The organism is Paenibacillus swuensis (assembly GCF_001644605.1).
In the GTDB taxonomy this organism is placed as follows: Bacteria; Bacillota; Bacilli; order Paenibacillales; family DY6; genus Paenibacillus_N; species Paenibacillus_N swuensis.
Genome location: NZ_CP011388.1, coordinates 4,022,000 through 4,038,385, shown reverse-complemented (window position 1 = coordinate 4,038,385; position 16,386 = coordinate 4,022,000). Strand labels below are relative to the sequence as shown.

The window sequence follows — 16,386 nt, the reverse complement described above, 5'->3', positions numbered from 1 at the left end:
GAACACGGTTCATTCCACGATTGTTACGACAGTTTACCATCCTACAGCCGCCGTGGAAGTTAAAGCGCGTCAGTTATCTTTGCGTCTTGGGGTGAATTATGTTCCGAGACGCGAGAGCTCCGTGCCCCGATTACGTTCTCAACATGGTGCCGAGGCATTGTGGATCGTATCCGAACGTGAGCTTAAATATATGAATGTTCACGACGCCGTGCTCTTCTTTCATCCAAGCACGGGGATTCTTCGCGTAAAGCGAATGCTTAAAGGCGAAGAGGATACGCTGGTGCGCCTGGCCGGTATTGTTCCCGGAACCTCCGTCATCGACTGCACCGCGGGATTGGCGTCTGATTCCATTGTGATGTCTTATGCTAGCGGTGAAACGGGGAAAGTTACGGCCATTGAAAGTGACTTGAACATCAGTACAATCATTGATGAGGGCCTGCAAACGTATGTGTCGGAAGTACCCGAGCTGAATGAGGCGATGCGGCGAATACAGGTTCGTCGGATGAATCATTTGGATTACTTACGTTCGTTATCGGATGACAGTGTCGATATCATTTACTTCGACCCGATGTTCCGAAATGCGATCGCTGAGTCGAACTCTATTTCACCGCTTCGGGGAACCGCGAATGACGCTCCTTTGACAACAGATGCTATCCGTGAAGCTGCGCGTGTAGCTCGACATAGACTTGTTATGAAAGAACATCGGGACAGCGAAGAATTTGATCGTCTCGGTTTTTCGCATGTGCATCGGACCTATTCCAAAATTGCGTACGGAGTGATAAACCTTTGAAAGAACGTACATCGACGGATTCACCAGCCAAACCTAAATTACTCGTGCTGCTCGGTCCGACGGCGATCGGCAAAACCAGATTAAGCATTGAACTTGCCAAACGATTCGGATGCGAGATTATTTCCGGAGACTCGATGCAAGTGTATCGGGGTATGGATATCGGCACTGCCAAAATCAGGCCAGAGGAAATGGAAGGCGTACCGCATCATATGATTGATATTCATGAACCGGATTATCCTTTCTCCGTAGCTGAATTTCAAGATGAATCGAGAAGACTCATCCAAGAAATCAGTGATAGAGACAAACTGCCATTTATTGTAGGGGGAACGGGATTATATATTGAATCGCTCTGTTATTCGTTTGAGTTCAGTGAATCCGGTTCTGACGAAGCATTCCGTGAAGAGAAGTATCGGTACGCTGAAATTCACGGAGCCGAAGCCCTGCATCTGCAACTTCAAGCCTCCGACCCGGTTACCGCCGAACGTTTACATCCTAATGACCTTCGCCGCGTCGTGCGTGCTTTAGAAATTGTGCACCTTACAGGAATGAAACTTTCAGATCAGTTGTTAGGTCAAAAAAAGGAAACCCCCTACGAACTATGTATCGTTGGTTTGACAATGGAACGGGATTTGCTATATAAACGTATAGAGGAACGAATTGATGAGATGCTTGCGCTGGGTTTGGTTGAGGAAGTTCAGCGAGTGATCGAAGCGGGTTGTCCAAGGGATGCCATCTCAATTAAAGCATTGGGTTATAAAGAAATGCTTGGTTACCTTGACGGCGAATATACGATGGAACGCGCAGAGTACCTATTAAAGCGCAATACTAGAAGATTTGCTAAACGACAGCTTTCCTGGTTCCGGCATATGAAGGATATCCAATGGATCGACGTAACAGAGACCTCTAATTTTTATGAGCATTTGACCCAAGTAAGTGATATAATAGCAAGAACGTTAAAGATCGATGACAACCAACATTCAATTTAAAATTATCGATATCGGGGGTCCAATTCATGAACAAATCCATTAATATTCAAGACACTTTTCTGAACCAGCTTCGCAAAGATTCCATTCCGGTCACCGTATATTTAACAAATGGATTTCAGATTCGCGGACACATTAAGGCCTTTGACAATTTCACAATCATTATCGACAGTGAAGGCCGGCAACAAATGGTCTATAAACACGCAATTTCAACATTCACCCCTCAGCGCAACGTCTCCCTAATGCAAGATCACTCGAACGACCCAAGCTAAATTGGGTATTTTTGGATGAAACTTTTAGAGGGTGGACGGCGTTAATTGAATAGGTTAGGCTGAAGAGCAACCCGGTCATAATCGGGTTGTTCTTTTATTAACCGCATCTTCGTGACAGTTCGAGTATGAGATACAGAGAAAAGGGAGTAGGTAGGAATGGCAGAACATAAACCAGGGAACCGCCAAGTGGCCGGGAAACCCAAAGGAAAGAATAAGAACAAGAAGAAGAAAGGGAAAACCATATTAATGTGGTTTTTCATTACGGCCGCAATCGCTATTTTTTGCGCATTAGCCGGATACTTGTTCATCATTCTGTCCGGTGAGAAGATCTATAAAGAAAACATTGATAAGTTAACACTATCCGAGTCTTCTATCATTTATGATTCTTCGGATAAGGCCGTAAAGAAACTTGTCGCGGATCAGATTGATCGTGAGCTGGTGAGTCTGAATCAGATTCCGGAGAAGTTGAGATACGCCTTTATCGCAACGGAGGATAAGCGCTTCGAGCAGCATCAAGGTGTTGACTTGTGGGCGCTGGGACGCGCGGTGGTGCGGGATGTAATCAGCCGCAGCGCCAAAGAGGGCGGTTCCACTATTACGCAACAATTGGCTAAAAACTTGTTCCTGAACGCGGATAAAACTTATTTGCGTAAAGCTACAGAGGTTTCCATTGCTTTGGCTTTGGAGAACAATTTAACCAAGGATCAAATTTTGGAAAAGTATTTAAACCGGATTTATTTCGGTAAGAGCGCCTATGGAGTGAAAGCTGCGGCGAAGAGATATTTCGGGAAAAACCTGGAAGATATTGAAGTAGCTGAAATGGCCATCTTGGCCGCTATTCCGAAAGCGCCTAGCAACTACAATCCGATTGACAATCCGGAGCGTTCACTGGAACGCCGTAAAGTTGTTCTACAACTTATGTATGAGCAAGGCTATATTACAGCCGCGGAGAAGGAAGAGGCATTCGCCTATGAATACAAGCCTATTCCTAAACAATCCGGCGATGTCTATACTTCATACATGGACTATGTGATTAAAGAAGCGGCTCAGGTTACCGGATTAACGGAAGAAGAAATTTATACTAAAGGTCTTCGAATTTTTACCAATCTGAACACGCAAGCTCAAAAAGCTGCGGAATCCGCATTCAGCAACGACGACTTGTTTCCGGAAGACGGTAAAACCGCGGAAGGAAAGCCGTATCAGGTGCAAGGCGGTATGACGATCGTCAATAACCTCAATGGCGGCATTGTGGCCATGGTAGGCGGACGTGATGTGAATGCAGGCGATTTGAACCGGGCAACGGTGAAGCGTCAACCGGGTTCATCCTTCAAACCCGTTACCGTGTACGGGCCGGCATTGGATTCAGGGGATTGGACACCGTATTCTTCATTAAATAACCAAAAGCAATGTTTTGGCGATTATTGTCCTCGCAACCTCGGGGGTTACAGTGATAGTGTGCCTTTAATTGATGCCGTGGAAGATTCCATTAATATCCCCGCGGTGTGGTTGCTCAATGAAATGGGTGCAAAGTCCGGTTACAATTTCGCTAAGAAACTGGGATTGCCTTTGGCGGATACGGACCGTAATTTATCCATAGCTTTGGGCGGTCTGACCAATGGGGTTTCCACACTGGATATGGCCCAGGCTTACACGGCATTTGCCAACCAGGGCCGGTTGAATAAAGCCCACGCGATTCGTTCTATTAAAGATTCGGCGGGACGCGATATTTATTCCATGGGTAAATTGGAACAAAAGCAAGTGATGTCTCCGCAAACAGCGTATACCATGACGCAATTAATGGAGAATGTCGTTCAGAACGGTTCCGGGAAGAGAGCTCAGATGAACCGTCCTGTAGCGGGCAAAACGGGAACTGCGGGCTACAAGGGGACGAAGGGCAATCAGGATATATGGTTTGCCGGTTATACACCGGAATGGACAGCTGCTGTATACATGGGCTTTGACCGGACGACCAAAGATAACTATCTTGATGTATCCAGCGGCGCGACGGCCAGAATGTTCTCCGAGGTTATGGAGAAGGCCCTATCCGGAAGGCCTGTGAAAGATTTTGTCAGACCTGAAGGTGTGGTTGATATTGCGCAACCGCCTAGCTCGGTTAAAGATCTTGCGGCTTCTTATTCACCTGAAGAAAATTCAGTTACTTTGACATGGTCCCCGAAAGAAGGGGAAGTCGCCTATCAGGTGTACCGTAAAGAAGCGAATGACGCAGGTTTTAACTTGATTCAAACGGTAAATGATGCGGGTGCGGTTGATGTCGGTATTACACCTGGCAGTAATTATCAGTATTACGTCATTGTAAGCAAGCAAAATGGTAATCTTCTGAGTAAACAATCAAACTGGGTTCAGGTTGCCGTAACCGGGGTTGTAACGCCGCCGGAAGTTGTTCCGACGGAGCCCGGGGATGGGAATGTTATTGATCCCGGTGAAGGACCGGAGATCGAAATTCCGGATGGCGACGATGGGGGCGAGAACCCCGAAGAGCCTCAAAATCCGGATGAAGGGACTGTTCCTGATGCGGGAGACGGAACGGGTAATCCCGATAACGGGACCGAGCCTCCGGGTGAGAATCCCGGGGACGGACAAGAAAATCCAAATCCCGATGGTGAAGACGGAGAGCCTGTAGTTCCTGGAAATACTGACGGAAATCAGGAAGGCGATTCAGAACCAACGGGTGACAGCGGTCAACAACAACTTCAGAACGGGAATGGACTCGCGGCTGACCCGTCCAAGGATCGCGGAAAAGGAAAAGATAAAGATAAAGACAACAATTAAATATGGGACATGGGCCGCCTGCTGAAGGCGGCCATTTTTGTGCAGGCAACGGTGCGGAGGTAAGTTAAATTTTGTATCCAACGTGACCTTATGCTATAATTTTGTAAATTGAGATTAAGTGCTGGGAGTGTATTTCATATGAAACGCCGTATTTATACATCATCGATTGTATTATTAACCGCAGCAGCGTTACTGACGGGTTGCGGCGAGAAACCTAACAGTGGATCTACTAACACAGGGAATGCGGCTAATGGCACAAACAATGCATCATCCGGAAGCGCGACTGACGGTTCCGCCACGGAGCAGACGCCCAAGCAGTGGGCTTCGCCTCCGGCAATGACAATCGATCAAGATAAGCAATACAAAGCGGAGTTTCATACCTCCAAAGGCAACTTCACAATCGAGCTTTTTGCGAAGGATGCTCCGGTAACGGTGAACAATTTTATTTTTCTCGCGAAAGAAAAGTTCTATGAAGGAGTTACCTTTCACCGAATTATTCAATCCTTTATGATTCAAGGCGGTGATCCGACCGGAACCGGCGGCGGGGGTCCAGGCTATGCGATTAAAGACGAGTTGGGCAGTAAGCATACATACGAACCCGGAACGATAGCCATGGCTAATGCGGGTCCGAATACAGGCGGAAGCCAGTTCTTCATCTGCAGCGGAGAGGATGCCGCGTCTTTGAATTCACAACCCAACTACCCAATTTTCGGTAAAGTCGTCGAGGGCATGGAAACCATTAATCTGATCGCGGCGACACCGGTTGAACAAGGTAGCGAAGCCACACCAAGCAAGCCTACTGAAGTTGTAACGATTAATTCAATATCTATTACCGAACAATAAATTGAAATTGCAGGTCCCATCAGGGCGATACTCCGTTAGTTACGTCCGGGGGACGAATGCAGGGATGACGCAGAAAGGAAATTTTTCATGAAAAGAAAATTTTCTGATCGAGCCAATTGGCGCAGAATTGTTAACAAAAGTTATGCATCGGTACACTTGAATGATGCGGAGTTTAAGGGTTATGTCACCTTTTATAAAATTCATCAGCTGCGTGAACCATTATGGAAAGAATACCTGCAATCCCGACTTTGTCTGGCCGATGAAGGATACATATGGCTTCAACACTTTCCTGAGAACGAACGGTACGTTGTAACGACGATGTTCAATTCCTCCTTACAAGTAGTTCAATGGTACATTGATATTTGCAAGGATCAAGGATTAACCGATCAAGGGGTGCCTTGGTTTGATGATCTGTTCCTGGACGTTATTATATTACCAAGCGGCGAAGTTCTGCTTGTGGACGAAGATGAGCTGGAAGAAGCTTATGATCATGGCGAGATTACAAAGTCCGACTTTGACACAGCCAAGGTGGAGGCAAACAAGCTGTTGGACTCCATCAAGAACGGGAGTTTTGTCTACCGTGAGCTGGCTGTAGACCATCTGCAACGTTTGTTCGGCGACTTGGTTAGTAAGAAGGTGTAGACATTGAACGAGCGAGCATGTTTGTTGATACACGGTTTTACGGGCGGGCCTCATGAGGTCCGCCCGCTTGCGATTGAGCTTACGAACATGGGTTACATCTGCAACGTACCTCTGTTACCCGGTCATGGTGACAGGGGTAACGGCCTGCGCAACATTACATGGCAGTCATGGGTTGAACACGTGGAGCGGGAAGCAGCCGAAATGCAACGGTTATACGGTTCTTTCGATGTTATAGGTTTCTCGATGGGCGGTCTGTTAGCGGCATATATAGCCAATCGCTATGCGGTTCGGCGTGTGGTCCTGTTAAGCGCTGCCGTCATTTATGTGAGCCCTGTTCGTTTTGCGCATGCTATAGCGGATCTCATACGTACTGGGGAGACGCGTAAGCTGAAAACAGTGAAAAGAACACCCATCGGTTCCGTTTGGCAATTCATGAGACTTGTCAGGGCGCTTAAACCTGAATTCTCAAGAATACAATCGCCCACTTTAGTTCTGCAGGGAGAACGGGATGAGATTGTACATCCTTCGAGCGCCCGCTTCATCACATCTAAACTAAACTGTTATTACGAAGTTCAATATTATGCGAATTCGAAGCATCTCATTTGTTTGGATGCCGACTACGAACAGGTATTCAGGAGAGTAACGCGCTTTCTGTATCATGAATTCTCAACAACGGAATGAGGTTGCATACATGAACTTCAACAATCGTAAGTACACAAAGTTATGGTTATCCGCACTTGTCATCTTCATGGCTGGAATAGGTTGGATCGCTTGGACTCAATATTTAATCCATTCCGCTGAACGTCAAAGGGTCCCCGAGCACGCGGATGTAGGCATCGTATTGGGGGCTTCCTTATGGGGGAATGTGCCCAGTCCGGGGTTGCAGGAGAGGCTGGACCACGCATACAAGCTATACAAAGCCGGTGTATTTACCAAAATTATCGTTTCGGGCGGGTATGACCGCTTGGATTCGGAATTGACAGAGGCTCAGGGGATGAAAAATTATTTGGTGGGAACCGGGATTCCATCTCAGCATATTTTGGAAGAGAATAAAGCCCGCAGCACTTATCAGAATTTATTATTCAGCAAGGTAATTATGGAAGAACAGGGTTTTCGTAGAGCTGTAATTATCACTCATGATTATCATGGTGCGCGCTCCGCAGATATTGCCTCGTTTCTGGAATATTCCGAACCGGTAGTGTCCACTACGAACTCTAGTGTACTGAATATGACGTGGCATAAAAGCAGAGAAACACTCGCTTACACGAAGTGGATGATGGAGAAGGGGTCACTTTGGATAAAGCGTATATTCACAACCGGATAGGCTCACAAATAACAAACTCTCTTGCGCGCCACATAACAAGGGAGTTTTTCTCATTTCATGCGCCGTTATAAGGTAATCCATTCCGTTTATATATAATGTAACACAATAATGGAGGCGATCCTGATGCAAACGGTATGGAAAGGCGCGATTAATTTTGGCTTGGTGAACGTACCTGTAAAGATGTTCTCTTCTACGCAAAATAACGATGTACCCATGAAACTCCTTCACAAAAAGCTCTCTGTACCGATAAATTACGTTAGAACATGCCCAAAGTGTGAGGAAGATGTCGAGTGGAGTGATATCGTCCGGGGCTATGAATACGAACCGGGTCATTTTGTAACGTTTGACAAGGATGAGTTGGACAAGCTTGCTTCCGAAGACTCACGTGAAATCAAGATATTGAGTTTTGCGAATTTGGATGAGATTGACCCCGTTTATTTTCAGAAGACCTATTATCTGGCACCGAACGAATCTGGGGTACATGCTTATCAATTGTTAGCTAAAGCCCTGGAGGAGACTCAAAAAATCGGAATTGCCAATGTCACGATCCGAAGCAAAAGCAGTTTAGCCGCAATTCGGGTCATTGACGGTTATTTAGCCATGGCAACCATGCATTACGCCGAAGAGATACGCCCGCTAAAGCAGGTTCCGAATCTGCCGGAGCTCAAAGACACGAACGAAAAGGAATTAGAAATGGCCAAGTCTTTAATCGAACAACTAACTGCTGAATTCAATCCGGCGCAATATGAGGATGATTACAAGGAACGTTTAATGGACGCGATTGAAGATAAAATTCACGGAAAAGAAGTGAAATTCGCGCCTGAAGAAAAGCAACGAAACGTTATTGATTTAATGGATGCGTTAAAAGCTAGTTTGGCACAGGCTCAACCTTCGGAACAACCCGTCAAAAAAACCAGTACCCGAGCCAAGACGAATAAAACCAAAAAGACCTCTGCAGCTAAGCCATCCAAATCTCCCCGCGCCGGCGCTAAATCTCGTTCAAAGAAAACGGGTGCATAGGCACAAGGTCATGGATTTCCATAGGATTTTAGTACACACTGGTATATAATTGAACTATATTTGTAGTTTACCAGGAGGGTTTGTAAGGTGAAATCGGCACAAGGGGATTATCTGCGTTTTTTTGAACAAATGTATAAATATGCGCCGATTGGTATCGCGTTGTTAGACGCAACAGGGAAATGGATTGCCGTGAATCCTTTCTTGTGTGAAATGTTCGGATACACCAAGGAGGAGCTTCTCTGTCTTGATTATCAAACAATTACACATCCGGATGATTTAAGTGAAAATTCAGAACAAGCCAGATTACTCTGGGCAGGAGAATTGGATACTTACGTCACGGAAAAGAGATATATTACTAAACAAGGAACCATGGTATGGGCTTCTTTGAAATCTTATGTAGTTCGTGATAAGAAAGAAAAGCCACTTTACTATATAACACATATTACGGATATAACGGAACGCAAATCGACAGAACACAAATTAAAAGAAACAGAATGGCTGTACAATTTAATCTCAGAAAATGTCATGGATATTATCGGTTACAGCACGCCTGACGGGATCTGCAGATATGTCACACCCTCTATATACAAAGTGTTAGGCTATCATCCTGAGGAAATCATAGGAAAAGATACTTTACATTTAACGCACCCGGATGATTTGGTAGCTTACAAAAACGAAGTTTTCGCCGATTCAGATGTGATTACATATCGACTGTTGCATAAAGACGGACATTACGTCTGGCTGGAAAGCAATTATAATACGTTGAGAGATGAACATGGCCGCAAGAAGTACGTGTTAGGTGTTACCCGTAACATTGATAAAGAAATAAAAAGCCAAAAGCAGCTAGAAGTTGCTGAATCCGTGGCGAAAACCAAAAGTGATTTTCTTGCCATGATGAGTCATGAAGTCCGCACACCGTTGAACGGTATTTTAGGTCTGACGGAGTTACTTCGAGAATCCAAATTAGATGAATTACAGCGGGAATCTGTCGTTTCCATTCAAAGGAGCGGGAATGCCCTGCTGTCCATTATCAACGGGATATTAGACTTTTCGAAGATGGAATCCGGTCATTTTGAATTAACCGAAGAACCTTTTCGTATTGAATCGGTAATCACGGATGTCATTAATTTGTTTCAAAAGCCGATTCGTGACAAAAATCTAAGCCTCGATTGGTCATGTGATTCATCTTTGCCTCAATGGATCGTTGGTGACGAAACCAGATTTCGTCAAGTGCTGATTAACCTGATGGATAACGCGGTCAAATTTACCGAGACGGGTTCCATTTGCTTTGAAGCAGAGTGCGCTTTAATATCAGGCGACAAGGTGTTGCGAATGCGAGTGAAAGATTCGGGAATTGGGATTCCTCAGGATCGTATAGAGCAAATTCTGCAGCCATTCACACAAGTAGACTCTTCGCCAAGTCGCAGGTTTAGCGGAACCGGCCTCGGGCTGACGATCAGCAATCATCTTCTGCATCTCATGGGAGGAACACTTTCAATTCATTCTGAATCCGGATTAGGCAGTGAATTTATTCTAACCATTCCATTGCGTGAGCCGACTGAATTGCCTGCAGAGGACACCGGCGAATCCAATTTGTCTCAGTTAAGTGAAGAGAATGTTCCGCTCAAGATTCTCATTGCAGAAGATCATGATATTAACCGTAAAGTACTGTTTATGATGTTACGCAAATTAGGTTATACAGTCGATGTGGCCGAAGATGGTCTTCAGACCGTTGAAGCGGTGCAGTCAAAGGAATACGATCTCATACTAATGGATATCCAAATGCCGGTCATGGACGGGATGGAAGCGGCATCACAACTCCGAGAGCGATTAGGTGATCGTTGCCCGGTAATTATCGCGGTTACGGCTAATGCTTTAATGGGGGACAAAGAAAAGTATCTTGCGGGAGGCATGGACGACTATATTTCCAAACCGGTTAAACTGGATGCATTGACACGGATGATCGAGAAACATTTTGGCAAGAGAATCTGATTACGCCTTCTCTATCAGTCAAGCTTCGCCAAAACTGCTAATATGAACCTCTATTGTTGAATAGGTATGGTATGAACCGCCAACCCATCCAAACGAGGTGACGCCATAATGAATGGGCGTGTAGTTACATCCGCCGCCAAACCCCGGCCTTCGCGTCAAATTAATATTGTGTTGCGGAACACAGCCGATGCGCAGTCACCGGTTATGTCGGCTAACACAGCGGAGTCCGAAGCCTTAGTAACCGGAAAATCAACGGCTCAAGACAGCCAGTTTACACCGATTCAGAAACAACTGGATCAGATGGTGGGGATGGAGAACGTTAAAGAATTGGTTTACGAGATTTACGCTCTGTTACAAATTACCCAAATGAGAACCGAGGCGGGCTTGCAAAGCGGCTCCCAGGTTTACCATATGATTTTCAGGGGAAATCCGGGTACCGGTAAGACAACGGTCGCACGAATGGTAGCTCGCTTGTTTCAATCCATGGGAGTCCTAAGCAAAGGGCACTTGATTGAGGTGGAGCGCGCGGATTTAGTCGGCGAATATATAGGTCATACAGCACAACGTACACGGGATCTGGTGAAGAAAGCGCTGGGCGGGATCTTGTTTATCGATGAAGCTTACAGTCTTGCAAGGGGCGGGGAAAAGGATTTCGGCAAGGAAGCCATTGATACATTGGTGAAAGCCATGGAGGATCACAAAAATCAATTTATTCTTATCTTGGCGGGCTATTCGGGTGAAATGAATGATTTTCTAATGCTGAATCCAGGTTTGCCATCCCGTTTCCCCATCCAAATTGACTTTCCGGACTACACGGTGGATCAGTTACTGCAGATTTGTGATATGATGCTCTTGGAACGAGATTATCAGATTTCGCCGACCTCTCTTTTTAAATTACGGCAACACTTGTTACAGGAGAAGCAGCTGACATTGCATTCATTCAGTAATGCGCGGTACGTCAGGAATGTCATTGAGAAGGCCATCCGCTATCAGGCCGTTCGTTTACTGGATTCAGGCGCGTCTCCCACTAAACAAGAATTGATGCAGCTTAAACCCGAGGATTTACGTTTTGACAAAATATAGATGAACTAGGGCATACTCATATGAATAAGGTACCTAACTATCAGAGAACAAGGAGCAATCTATGCGTAACCAAACACATGATACAAACGCGACGCTGGCGGACCGTGCCGTTCTTGTCAGCTTATACACCAATGATTTAAAGTTAAAGGAAGTGAATTTGGAATATTCTTTAGCGGAATTAGTCGGATTGGCTGAAACCGCCGGGGTGGAGGTGCTGGACACCATCACTCAGAATAAAGACACGAAGGATCCCAAATGGTTTATCGGTAAGGGGAAAGTGGAAGAACTTAAGCTGCGGATCGATGAACTTGGTGCCACAACCGCCATATTTGACCAAGAACTTTCTGGGGCGCAGGTTCGAAATTTAGAAGCCGCTCTAGATGTGAAAATTATTGACAGAACCCAGTTGATTTTGGATATATTCGCGGGACGCGCCAAGACACGCGAGGGAATTGTGCAGGTCGAATTGGCTCAACTTAGTTATTTGCTGCCGAGATTGTCCGGACAGGGCAAGAACTTATCCAGACTCGGCGGCGGTATCGGTACCCGGGGGCCGGGGGAGACCAAACTTGAAACGGACCGAAGACATATTCGGGACCGGATCAACGAGTTGAAAGGCCATCTGCATGAGATGGTTCGACACCGGACTTTACACCGGGAACGCCGGAAAAAGACCGGTATTTTTCAAGTGGCTTTAGTCGGGTATACCAACGCAGGTAAATCTACTTTGTTGAAACAGTTGACGCAAGCTGACGTACTCGTGGAGAATCAGTTGTTCGCAACCCTGGATCCGACGAGCCGTAATTTGATGCTTCCCGCGGGTAAGGAGATTGTGCTTACGGATACGGTCGGTTTTATCCAAAACCTGCCTCATGACCTCGTTGCCGCTTTCCGGGCCACACTGGAAGAAGCGAATGAGGCGGATTTAATTCTTCATATCGTGGACAGTTCAAGTGATAATCGATCGGATCAGATGAAGGTGGTACAGAAGGTGCTTGAGGAACTGGGGGCTTCGGGAAAAGAGCAAATGACGGTATTTAACAAGATTGATTTATGCTCACCCGAAGAGCGGGAGATGTTGACCACGGAAGGCGAGTATATTAAAATCAACGCTTACTCCCCTTCTGATCTGGACAAGCTCAAAGAAGCGGTACAGGAACGCATGACGGGAGATACGCTTACGTTTCGCATCCCATCGGATCGCGGTGATTTAGCGGCTCATGTTTACAGGATTGGAGAGGTATTAGAACAGTCATTTGATGAATCCGATATTCTTTATAATGTAAGAATTAACCGTTTGGACTATGAGAAATTAGGTTATGTTCTGGAACCTTATACTGAAGCCTAAGGCTTCGGTGTTCGGTTTTTTCTCTGTTTAGGCAAAGATATGATTAGAGATTTAACGCTATAGGATCAGGGGATAAGAGGAGACGAATAATATGTTGTTTACAAATCAAATAAATGAGCTTATGGACGAAGTGGAAGATCTTATACAAGGACGGTTTAAAGAAGTGGACCGTATCGTTGATGTAAATCAATGGAAAGTCATTCAAGCTTTTCGCCATCATAAGATAAGTGATTTTCATTTCGCGGGATCCACGGGATACGGTTACAATGATCGGGGCCGGGAACTGCTCGATGAGGTGTACGCGGAGGCTTTTGGCGCAGAAAGCGCCTTAGTGCGTCCGCATTTTGTCTCCGGAACGCATACGATTAGCACGGCCTTGTTCGGCATTCTGCGTCCAGGGGATGAATTGCTCTATATTACAGGGCGTCCCTATGATACGTTGCACAAAGTGATAGGGCAACCGGGAGACGGGAAAGGTTCGTTACAGGATTATGGCATCGGGTACAATGAAATCCCGTTATTAGCCAACGATAATGGCGTGGATTGGGAATCTGTGGAGCGACATATGAATCGACATACGAAAGTTATCGGAATTCAACGCTCCCGCGGATACGATTGGCGTGCCTCATTTACTGTCGAAGAGATTGGTGAAATGGTGCAGCGTGTGAAAAAGTTGAATCCCGAGGTCATTGTATTCGTGGATAACTGCTACGGTGAATTTACGGAAGTCATGGAACCGACAGAAATAGGCGTGGATTTGATGGCAGGTTCCCTCATCAAGAATCCTGGAGGTGGTTTAGCCGCAACCGGAGGTTATATCGCAGGGAAGCAGAAGTATGTTGAACTGGCTGCGTATCGCCTGACGGCACCGGGAATCGGCGCTGAGGTGGGTGCGATGTTAGGTACTACCCGTTCTATATTTCAAGGTTTGTTTATGGCGCCCCTTATAGTCGGACAAGCTGTAAAGGGTAGCATATTTGCCGCGGCCATGTTCGAAAAGCTCGGTTTTGAGACCAAACCGGCATGGACAGAGAAACGTACGGACCTCATACAGGCTATTCGTTTCTCTTCCTCATCGCATTTAATTACCTTTGTACAAGGAATACAGATGGCTTCGGCCGTTGACGCACATGTAGTGCCGGAACCATGGGATATGCCCGGATATGAACATCCTGTCATTATGGCAGCGGGCACTTTCATTCAAGGAGGATCTTTGGAATTGTCAGCTGATGCGCCGATTCGCGAGCCGTATATTGCTTACATGCAAGGAGGCTTAACCTACTCACATGTTAAACTCGGTGTCATGACAGCGATTCAAAATATGCGAGATCAAGGGTTAGTGTAGCTTCCATGTAAGTTTATGTTGTTTAAACCTAACATCCATTGACACCTTCTTGTGAGCCAGTTACAATAGTGTTATATTTTATTTTTCACTGGAAGGTTGATGAATGATGAACGACGATATACGGAGGAATATGGCGCTTTTCCCGATCGGGATTGTCATGAAGTTAACGGATTTAACCGCTAGACAAATCCGCTATTATGAGCAGCATGAGTTAATCGTCCCTGCGCGTACGTCCGGTAATCAACGTCTGTTCTCCTTCAATGACGTAGAACGGTTGTTGGAAATTAAGGCTTTGATTGAGAAGGGCGTTAACATTGCAGGAATTAAGCAAGTAATGCTTCCGGTATCCAGAGAATCGGATGATGCCACGGTATTGAACGAGCATACCGAAGTGAAACGTAAGGAATTGACCGATTCCCAACTCCATCGTATGCTTAAACAGCAGCTGATGCAAGGAAAGAGGCCGGGTCAGGTTTCCCTTATTCAAGGCGAGCTTTCCCGTTTCTTTCAGCGCTAGAATTTTATAACATTAAACGATGAAGAGGAGATGACTGCATATGAGTTTCACCAAAGAGGATATTCTGAAGATTGCCAAAGAACAGAACGTTCGTTTCATCCGTTTACAGTTCACGGATCTGTTGGGAACAATTAAGAATGTGGAAATCCCGGTTAGTCAATTAGAGAAAGCGCTTGATAACAAGATGATGTTCGACGGTTCTTCCATCGAAGGATACGTTCGAATCGAAGAATCGGATATGTACCTTTATCCGGATTTGGACACTTGGGTTATTTTCCCGTGGGTTACACAGAACAGAGTGGCCCGTTTAATTTGTGACATTTATATGCCTGACGGCACGCCGTTTGCCGGCGATCCTCGCGGCATTCTGAAGCGTTCCCTTGAAGAAGCCGAAGCCATGGGCTATTCCGCAATGAACGTAGGTCCTGAACCGGAATTTTTCTTATTTAAGACGGATGAGAAGGGCAATCCTACGATGGAGCTGAATGACCAAGGCGGATACTTCGACTTGGCGCCGACGGACCTTGGAGAGAACTGCCGCCGAGAAATCGTTCTTGTACTGGAAGAAATGGGATTTGAAATTGAAGCTTCTCACCATGAAGTTGCTCCGGGTCAACATGAAATCGACTTTAAGTATGCGGATGCGATTCGCGCAGCCGATCAGATCCAGACGTTTAAACTGGTTGTTAAGACCATTGCAAGACAACATGGATTGCACGCGACATTCATGCCTAAGCCGCTATTCGGTATGAACGGTTCCGGTATGCATTGTCACCAATCGCTGTTCCGTGGAAACGAGAACGCCTTCTATGACGAGAAGGACAAGCTTGGACTGAGTGTGGTGGCCCGCCAATACATGGCAGGAGTATTGAAGCATGCACGTGCTTTCGCAGCCATTACCAACCCTACCGTAAACTCATACAAACGATTGGTTCCAGGCTATGAGGCGCCTTGCTACGTGGCATGGTCAGCTTCTAACCGTAGCCCAATGATTCGTATTCCAGCTTCTCGCGGTCTTAGCACTCGCATCGAAGTTCGTAACCCGGATCCGACAGCTAACCCTTACTTAGCTTTGGCAGTTATGCTGAAATCCGGCTTGGACGGCATTAAGAACAAGATGTCGTTGCCTGCGCCAACGGACCGCAACATTTATGTAATGACCGAAGAAGAGCGGATCGATGAAGGCATTCCTACACTTCCATATTCCCTTAAAGAAGCATTAGGCGAGTTGTTGCGTGATGATGTCATCTGCGACGCGTTGGGCGATCATGCTTTGGCCCATTTCTATGAGCTTAAGGAAATCGAATGGGATATGTACAGAACGCAGATTCACCAGTGGGAACGCGATCAATACATCACTTCATATTAATACTAAAGATCAAATAAGAAGAAGCTCCCCGGCTTAGCCGGGGAGCTTCTTCTTGTTTGGCAATGTTT

15 protein-coding genes are annotated in these 16,386 nt (G+C 46.0%); all 15 read left to right on the top strand.

Annotation, left to right across the window (positions count from 1 at the left end):
- Positions 1-52: 52 nt before the first annotated feature.
- On the top strand, positions 53-790 hold the full coding sequence (locus tag SY83_RS18045) for a class I SAM-dependent methyltransferase (RefSeq protein ID WP_231891293.1): 738 nt from the start codon (positions 53-55) through the stop codon (positions 788-790).
- Positions 787-1,776: a tRNA (adenosine(37)-N6)-dimethylallyltransferase MiaA gene (gene miaA / locus SY83_RS18040; protein ID WP_068609060.1), complete on the top strand. Its 990-nt coding sequence runs from the start codon at positions 787-789 to the stop codon at positions 1,774-1,776. The genes SY83_RS18045 and miaA overlap by 4 nt, the downstream gene beginning before the upstream one ends.
- Before the next feature lie 26 nt (positions 1,777-1,802).
- Positions 1,803-2,045: an RNA chaperone Hfq gene (gene hfq / locus SY83_RS18035; protein WP_068609057.1), complete on the top strand. Its 243-nt coding sequence runs from the start codon at positions 1,803-1,805 to the stop codon at positions 2,043-2,045.
- Positions 2,046-2,201: 156 nt separating this feature from the next.
- The gene (locus tag SY83_RS18030; protein WP_068609055.1) at positions 2,202-4,835 is read left to right on the top strand and encodes a PBP1A family penicillin-binding protein; all 2,634 of its coding nucleotides are present in this window, start codon (positions 2,202-2,204) and stop codon (positions 4,833-4,835) included.
- Positions 4,836-4,973: 138 nt separating this feature from the next.
- Positions 4,974-5,678, top strand: coding sequence for a peptidylprolyl isomerase (locus SY83_RS18025; RefSeq protein WP_068609053.1), 705 nt, complete (start codon positions 4,974-4,976; stop codon positions 5,676-5,678).
- Positions 5,679-5,765: 87 nt separating this feature from the next.
- Positions 5,766-6,320 (top strand): ribonuclease FAU-1 family protein, encoded by a 555-nt coding sequence (locus tag SY83_RS18020; RefSeq protein WP_068609051.1) that lies wholly within the window; start codon positions 5,766-5,768, stop codon positions 6,318-6,320.
- 3 nt (positions 6,321-6,323) lie between these two features.
- Complete coding sequence (locus SY83_RS18015; protein WP_068609049.1) at positions 6,324-7,001, top strand: alpha/beta hydrolase; 678 nt, start codon at positions 6,324-6,326, stop codon at positions 6,999-7,001.
- 10 nt (positions 7,002-7,011) lie between these two features.
- Positions 7,012-7,644 (top strand): YdcF family protein, encoded by a 633-nt coding sequence (locus tag SY83_RS18010; RefSeq protein WP_068609047.1) that lies wholly within the window; start codon positions 7,012-7,014, stop codon positions 7,642-7,644.
- A 123-nt stretch (positions 7,645-7,767) separates the two neighbouring features.
- Positions 7,768-8,664, top strand: a complete 897-nt coding sequence (gene ku, locus SY83_RS18005) for a non-homologous end joining protein Ku (protein ID WP_068609045.1) — start codon at positions 7,768-7,770, stop codon at positions 8,662-8,664.
- A gap of 87 nt (positions 8,665-8,751) precedes the next feature.
- Positions 8,752-10,656, top strand: a complete 1,905-nt coding sequence (locus SY83_RS18000; RefSeq protein ID WP_068609043.1) for a PAS domain-containing hybrid sensor histidine kinase/response regulator — start codon at positions 8,752-8,754, stop codon at positions 10,654-10,656.
- A gap of 108 nt (positions 10,657-10,764) precedes the next feature.
- Positions 10,765-11,739 carry a stage V sporulation protein K gene (gene spoVK / locus SY83_RS17995; RefSeq protein ID WP_068609041.1) on the top strand — a complete coding sequence of 325 codons (975 nt, stop codon included), beginning with the start codon at positions 10,765-10,767 and terminating at the stop codon, positions 11,737-11,739.
- Positions 11,740-11,800: 61 nt separating this feature from the next.
- A complete protein-coding gene (gene hflX, locus SY83_RS17990) occupies positions 11,801-13,087 on the top strand; it encodes a GTPase HflX (RefSeq protein WP_068609040.1) in 1,287 nt (428 codons plus the stop codon).
- Between the two features lie 91 nt (positions 13,088-13,178).
- Positions 13,179-14,432, top strand: a complete 1,254-nt coding sequence (locus tag SY83_RS17985; RefSeq protein WP_068609038.1) for a methionine gamma-lyase family protein — start codon at positions 13,179-13,181, stop codon at positions 14,430-14,432.
- A 106-nt stretch (positions 14,433-14,538) separates the two neighbouring features.
- Positions 14,539-14,949: a MerR family transcriptional regulator gene (locus SY83_RS17980; RefSeq protein WP_068611180.1), complete on the top strand. Its 411-nt coding sequence runs from the start codon at positions 14,539-14,541 to the stop codon at positions 14,947-14,949.
- A 40-nt stretch (positions 14,950-14,989) separates the two neighbouring features.
- Positions 14,990-16,318, top strand: coding sequence for a type I glutamate--ammonia ligase (glnA, locus tag SY83_RS17975; RefSeq protein WP_068609036.1), 1,329 nt, complete (start codon positions 14,990-14,992; stop codon positions 16,316-16,318).
- Positions 16,319-16,386: the final 68 nt, after the last annotated feature.

Coding starts and splice junctions, on each gene's coding strand:
- SY83_RS18020 (WP_068609051.1), top strand. CDS start 5,766: ATGAAAAGAAAATTTTCTGATCGAGCCAATTGGCGCAGAATTGTTAAC.
- hfq (WP_068609057.1), top strand. CDS start 1,803: ATGAACAAATCCATTAATATTCAAGACACTTTTCTGAACCAGCTTCGC.
- SY83_RS17980 (WP_068611180.1), top strand. CDS start 14,539: ATGAACGACGATATACGGAGGAATATGGCGCTTTTCCCGATCGGGATT.
- glnA (WP_068609036.1), top strand. CDS start 14,990: ATGAGTTTCACCAAAGAGGATATTCTGAAGATTGCCAAAGAACAGAAC.
- SY83_RS18030 (WP_068609055.1), top strand. CDS start 2,202: ATGGCAGAACATAAACCAGGGAACCGCCAAGTGGCCGGGAAACCCAAA.
- hflX (WP_068609040.1), top strand. CDS start 11,801: ATGCGTAACCAAACACATGATACAAACGCGACGCTGGCGGACCGTGCC.
- spoVK (WP_068609041.1), top strand. CDS start 10,765: ATGAATGGGCGTGTAGTTACATCCGCCGCCAAACCCCGGCCTTCGCGT.
- ku (WP_068609045.1), top strand. CDS start 7,768: ATGCAAACGGTATGGAAAGGCGCGATTAATTTTGGCTTGGTGAACGTA.
- SY83_RS18010 (WP_068609047.1), top strand. CDS start 7,012: ATGAACTTCAACAATCGTAAGTACACAAAGTTATGGTTATCCGCACTT.
- SY83_RS18025 (WP_068609053.1), top strand. CDS start 4,974: ATGAAACGCCGTATTTATACATCATCGATTGTATTATTAACCGCAGCA.
- SY83_RS17985 (WP_068609038.1), top strand. CDS start 13,179: ATGTTGTTTACAAATCAAATAAATGAGCTTATGGACGAAGTGGAAGAT.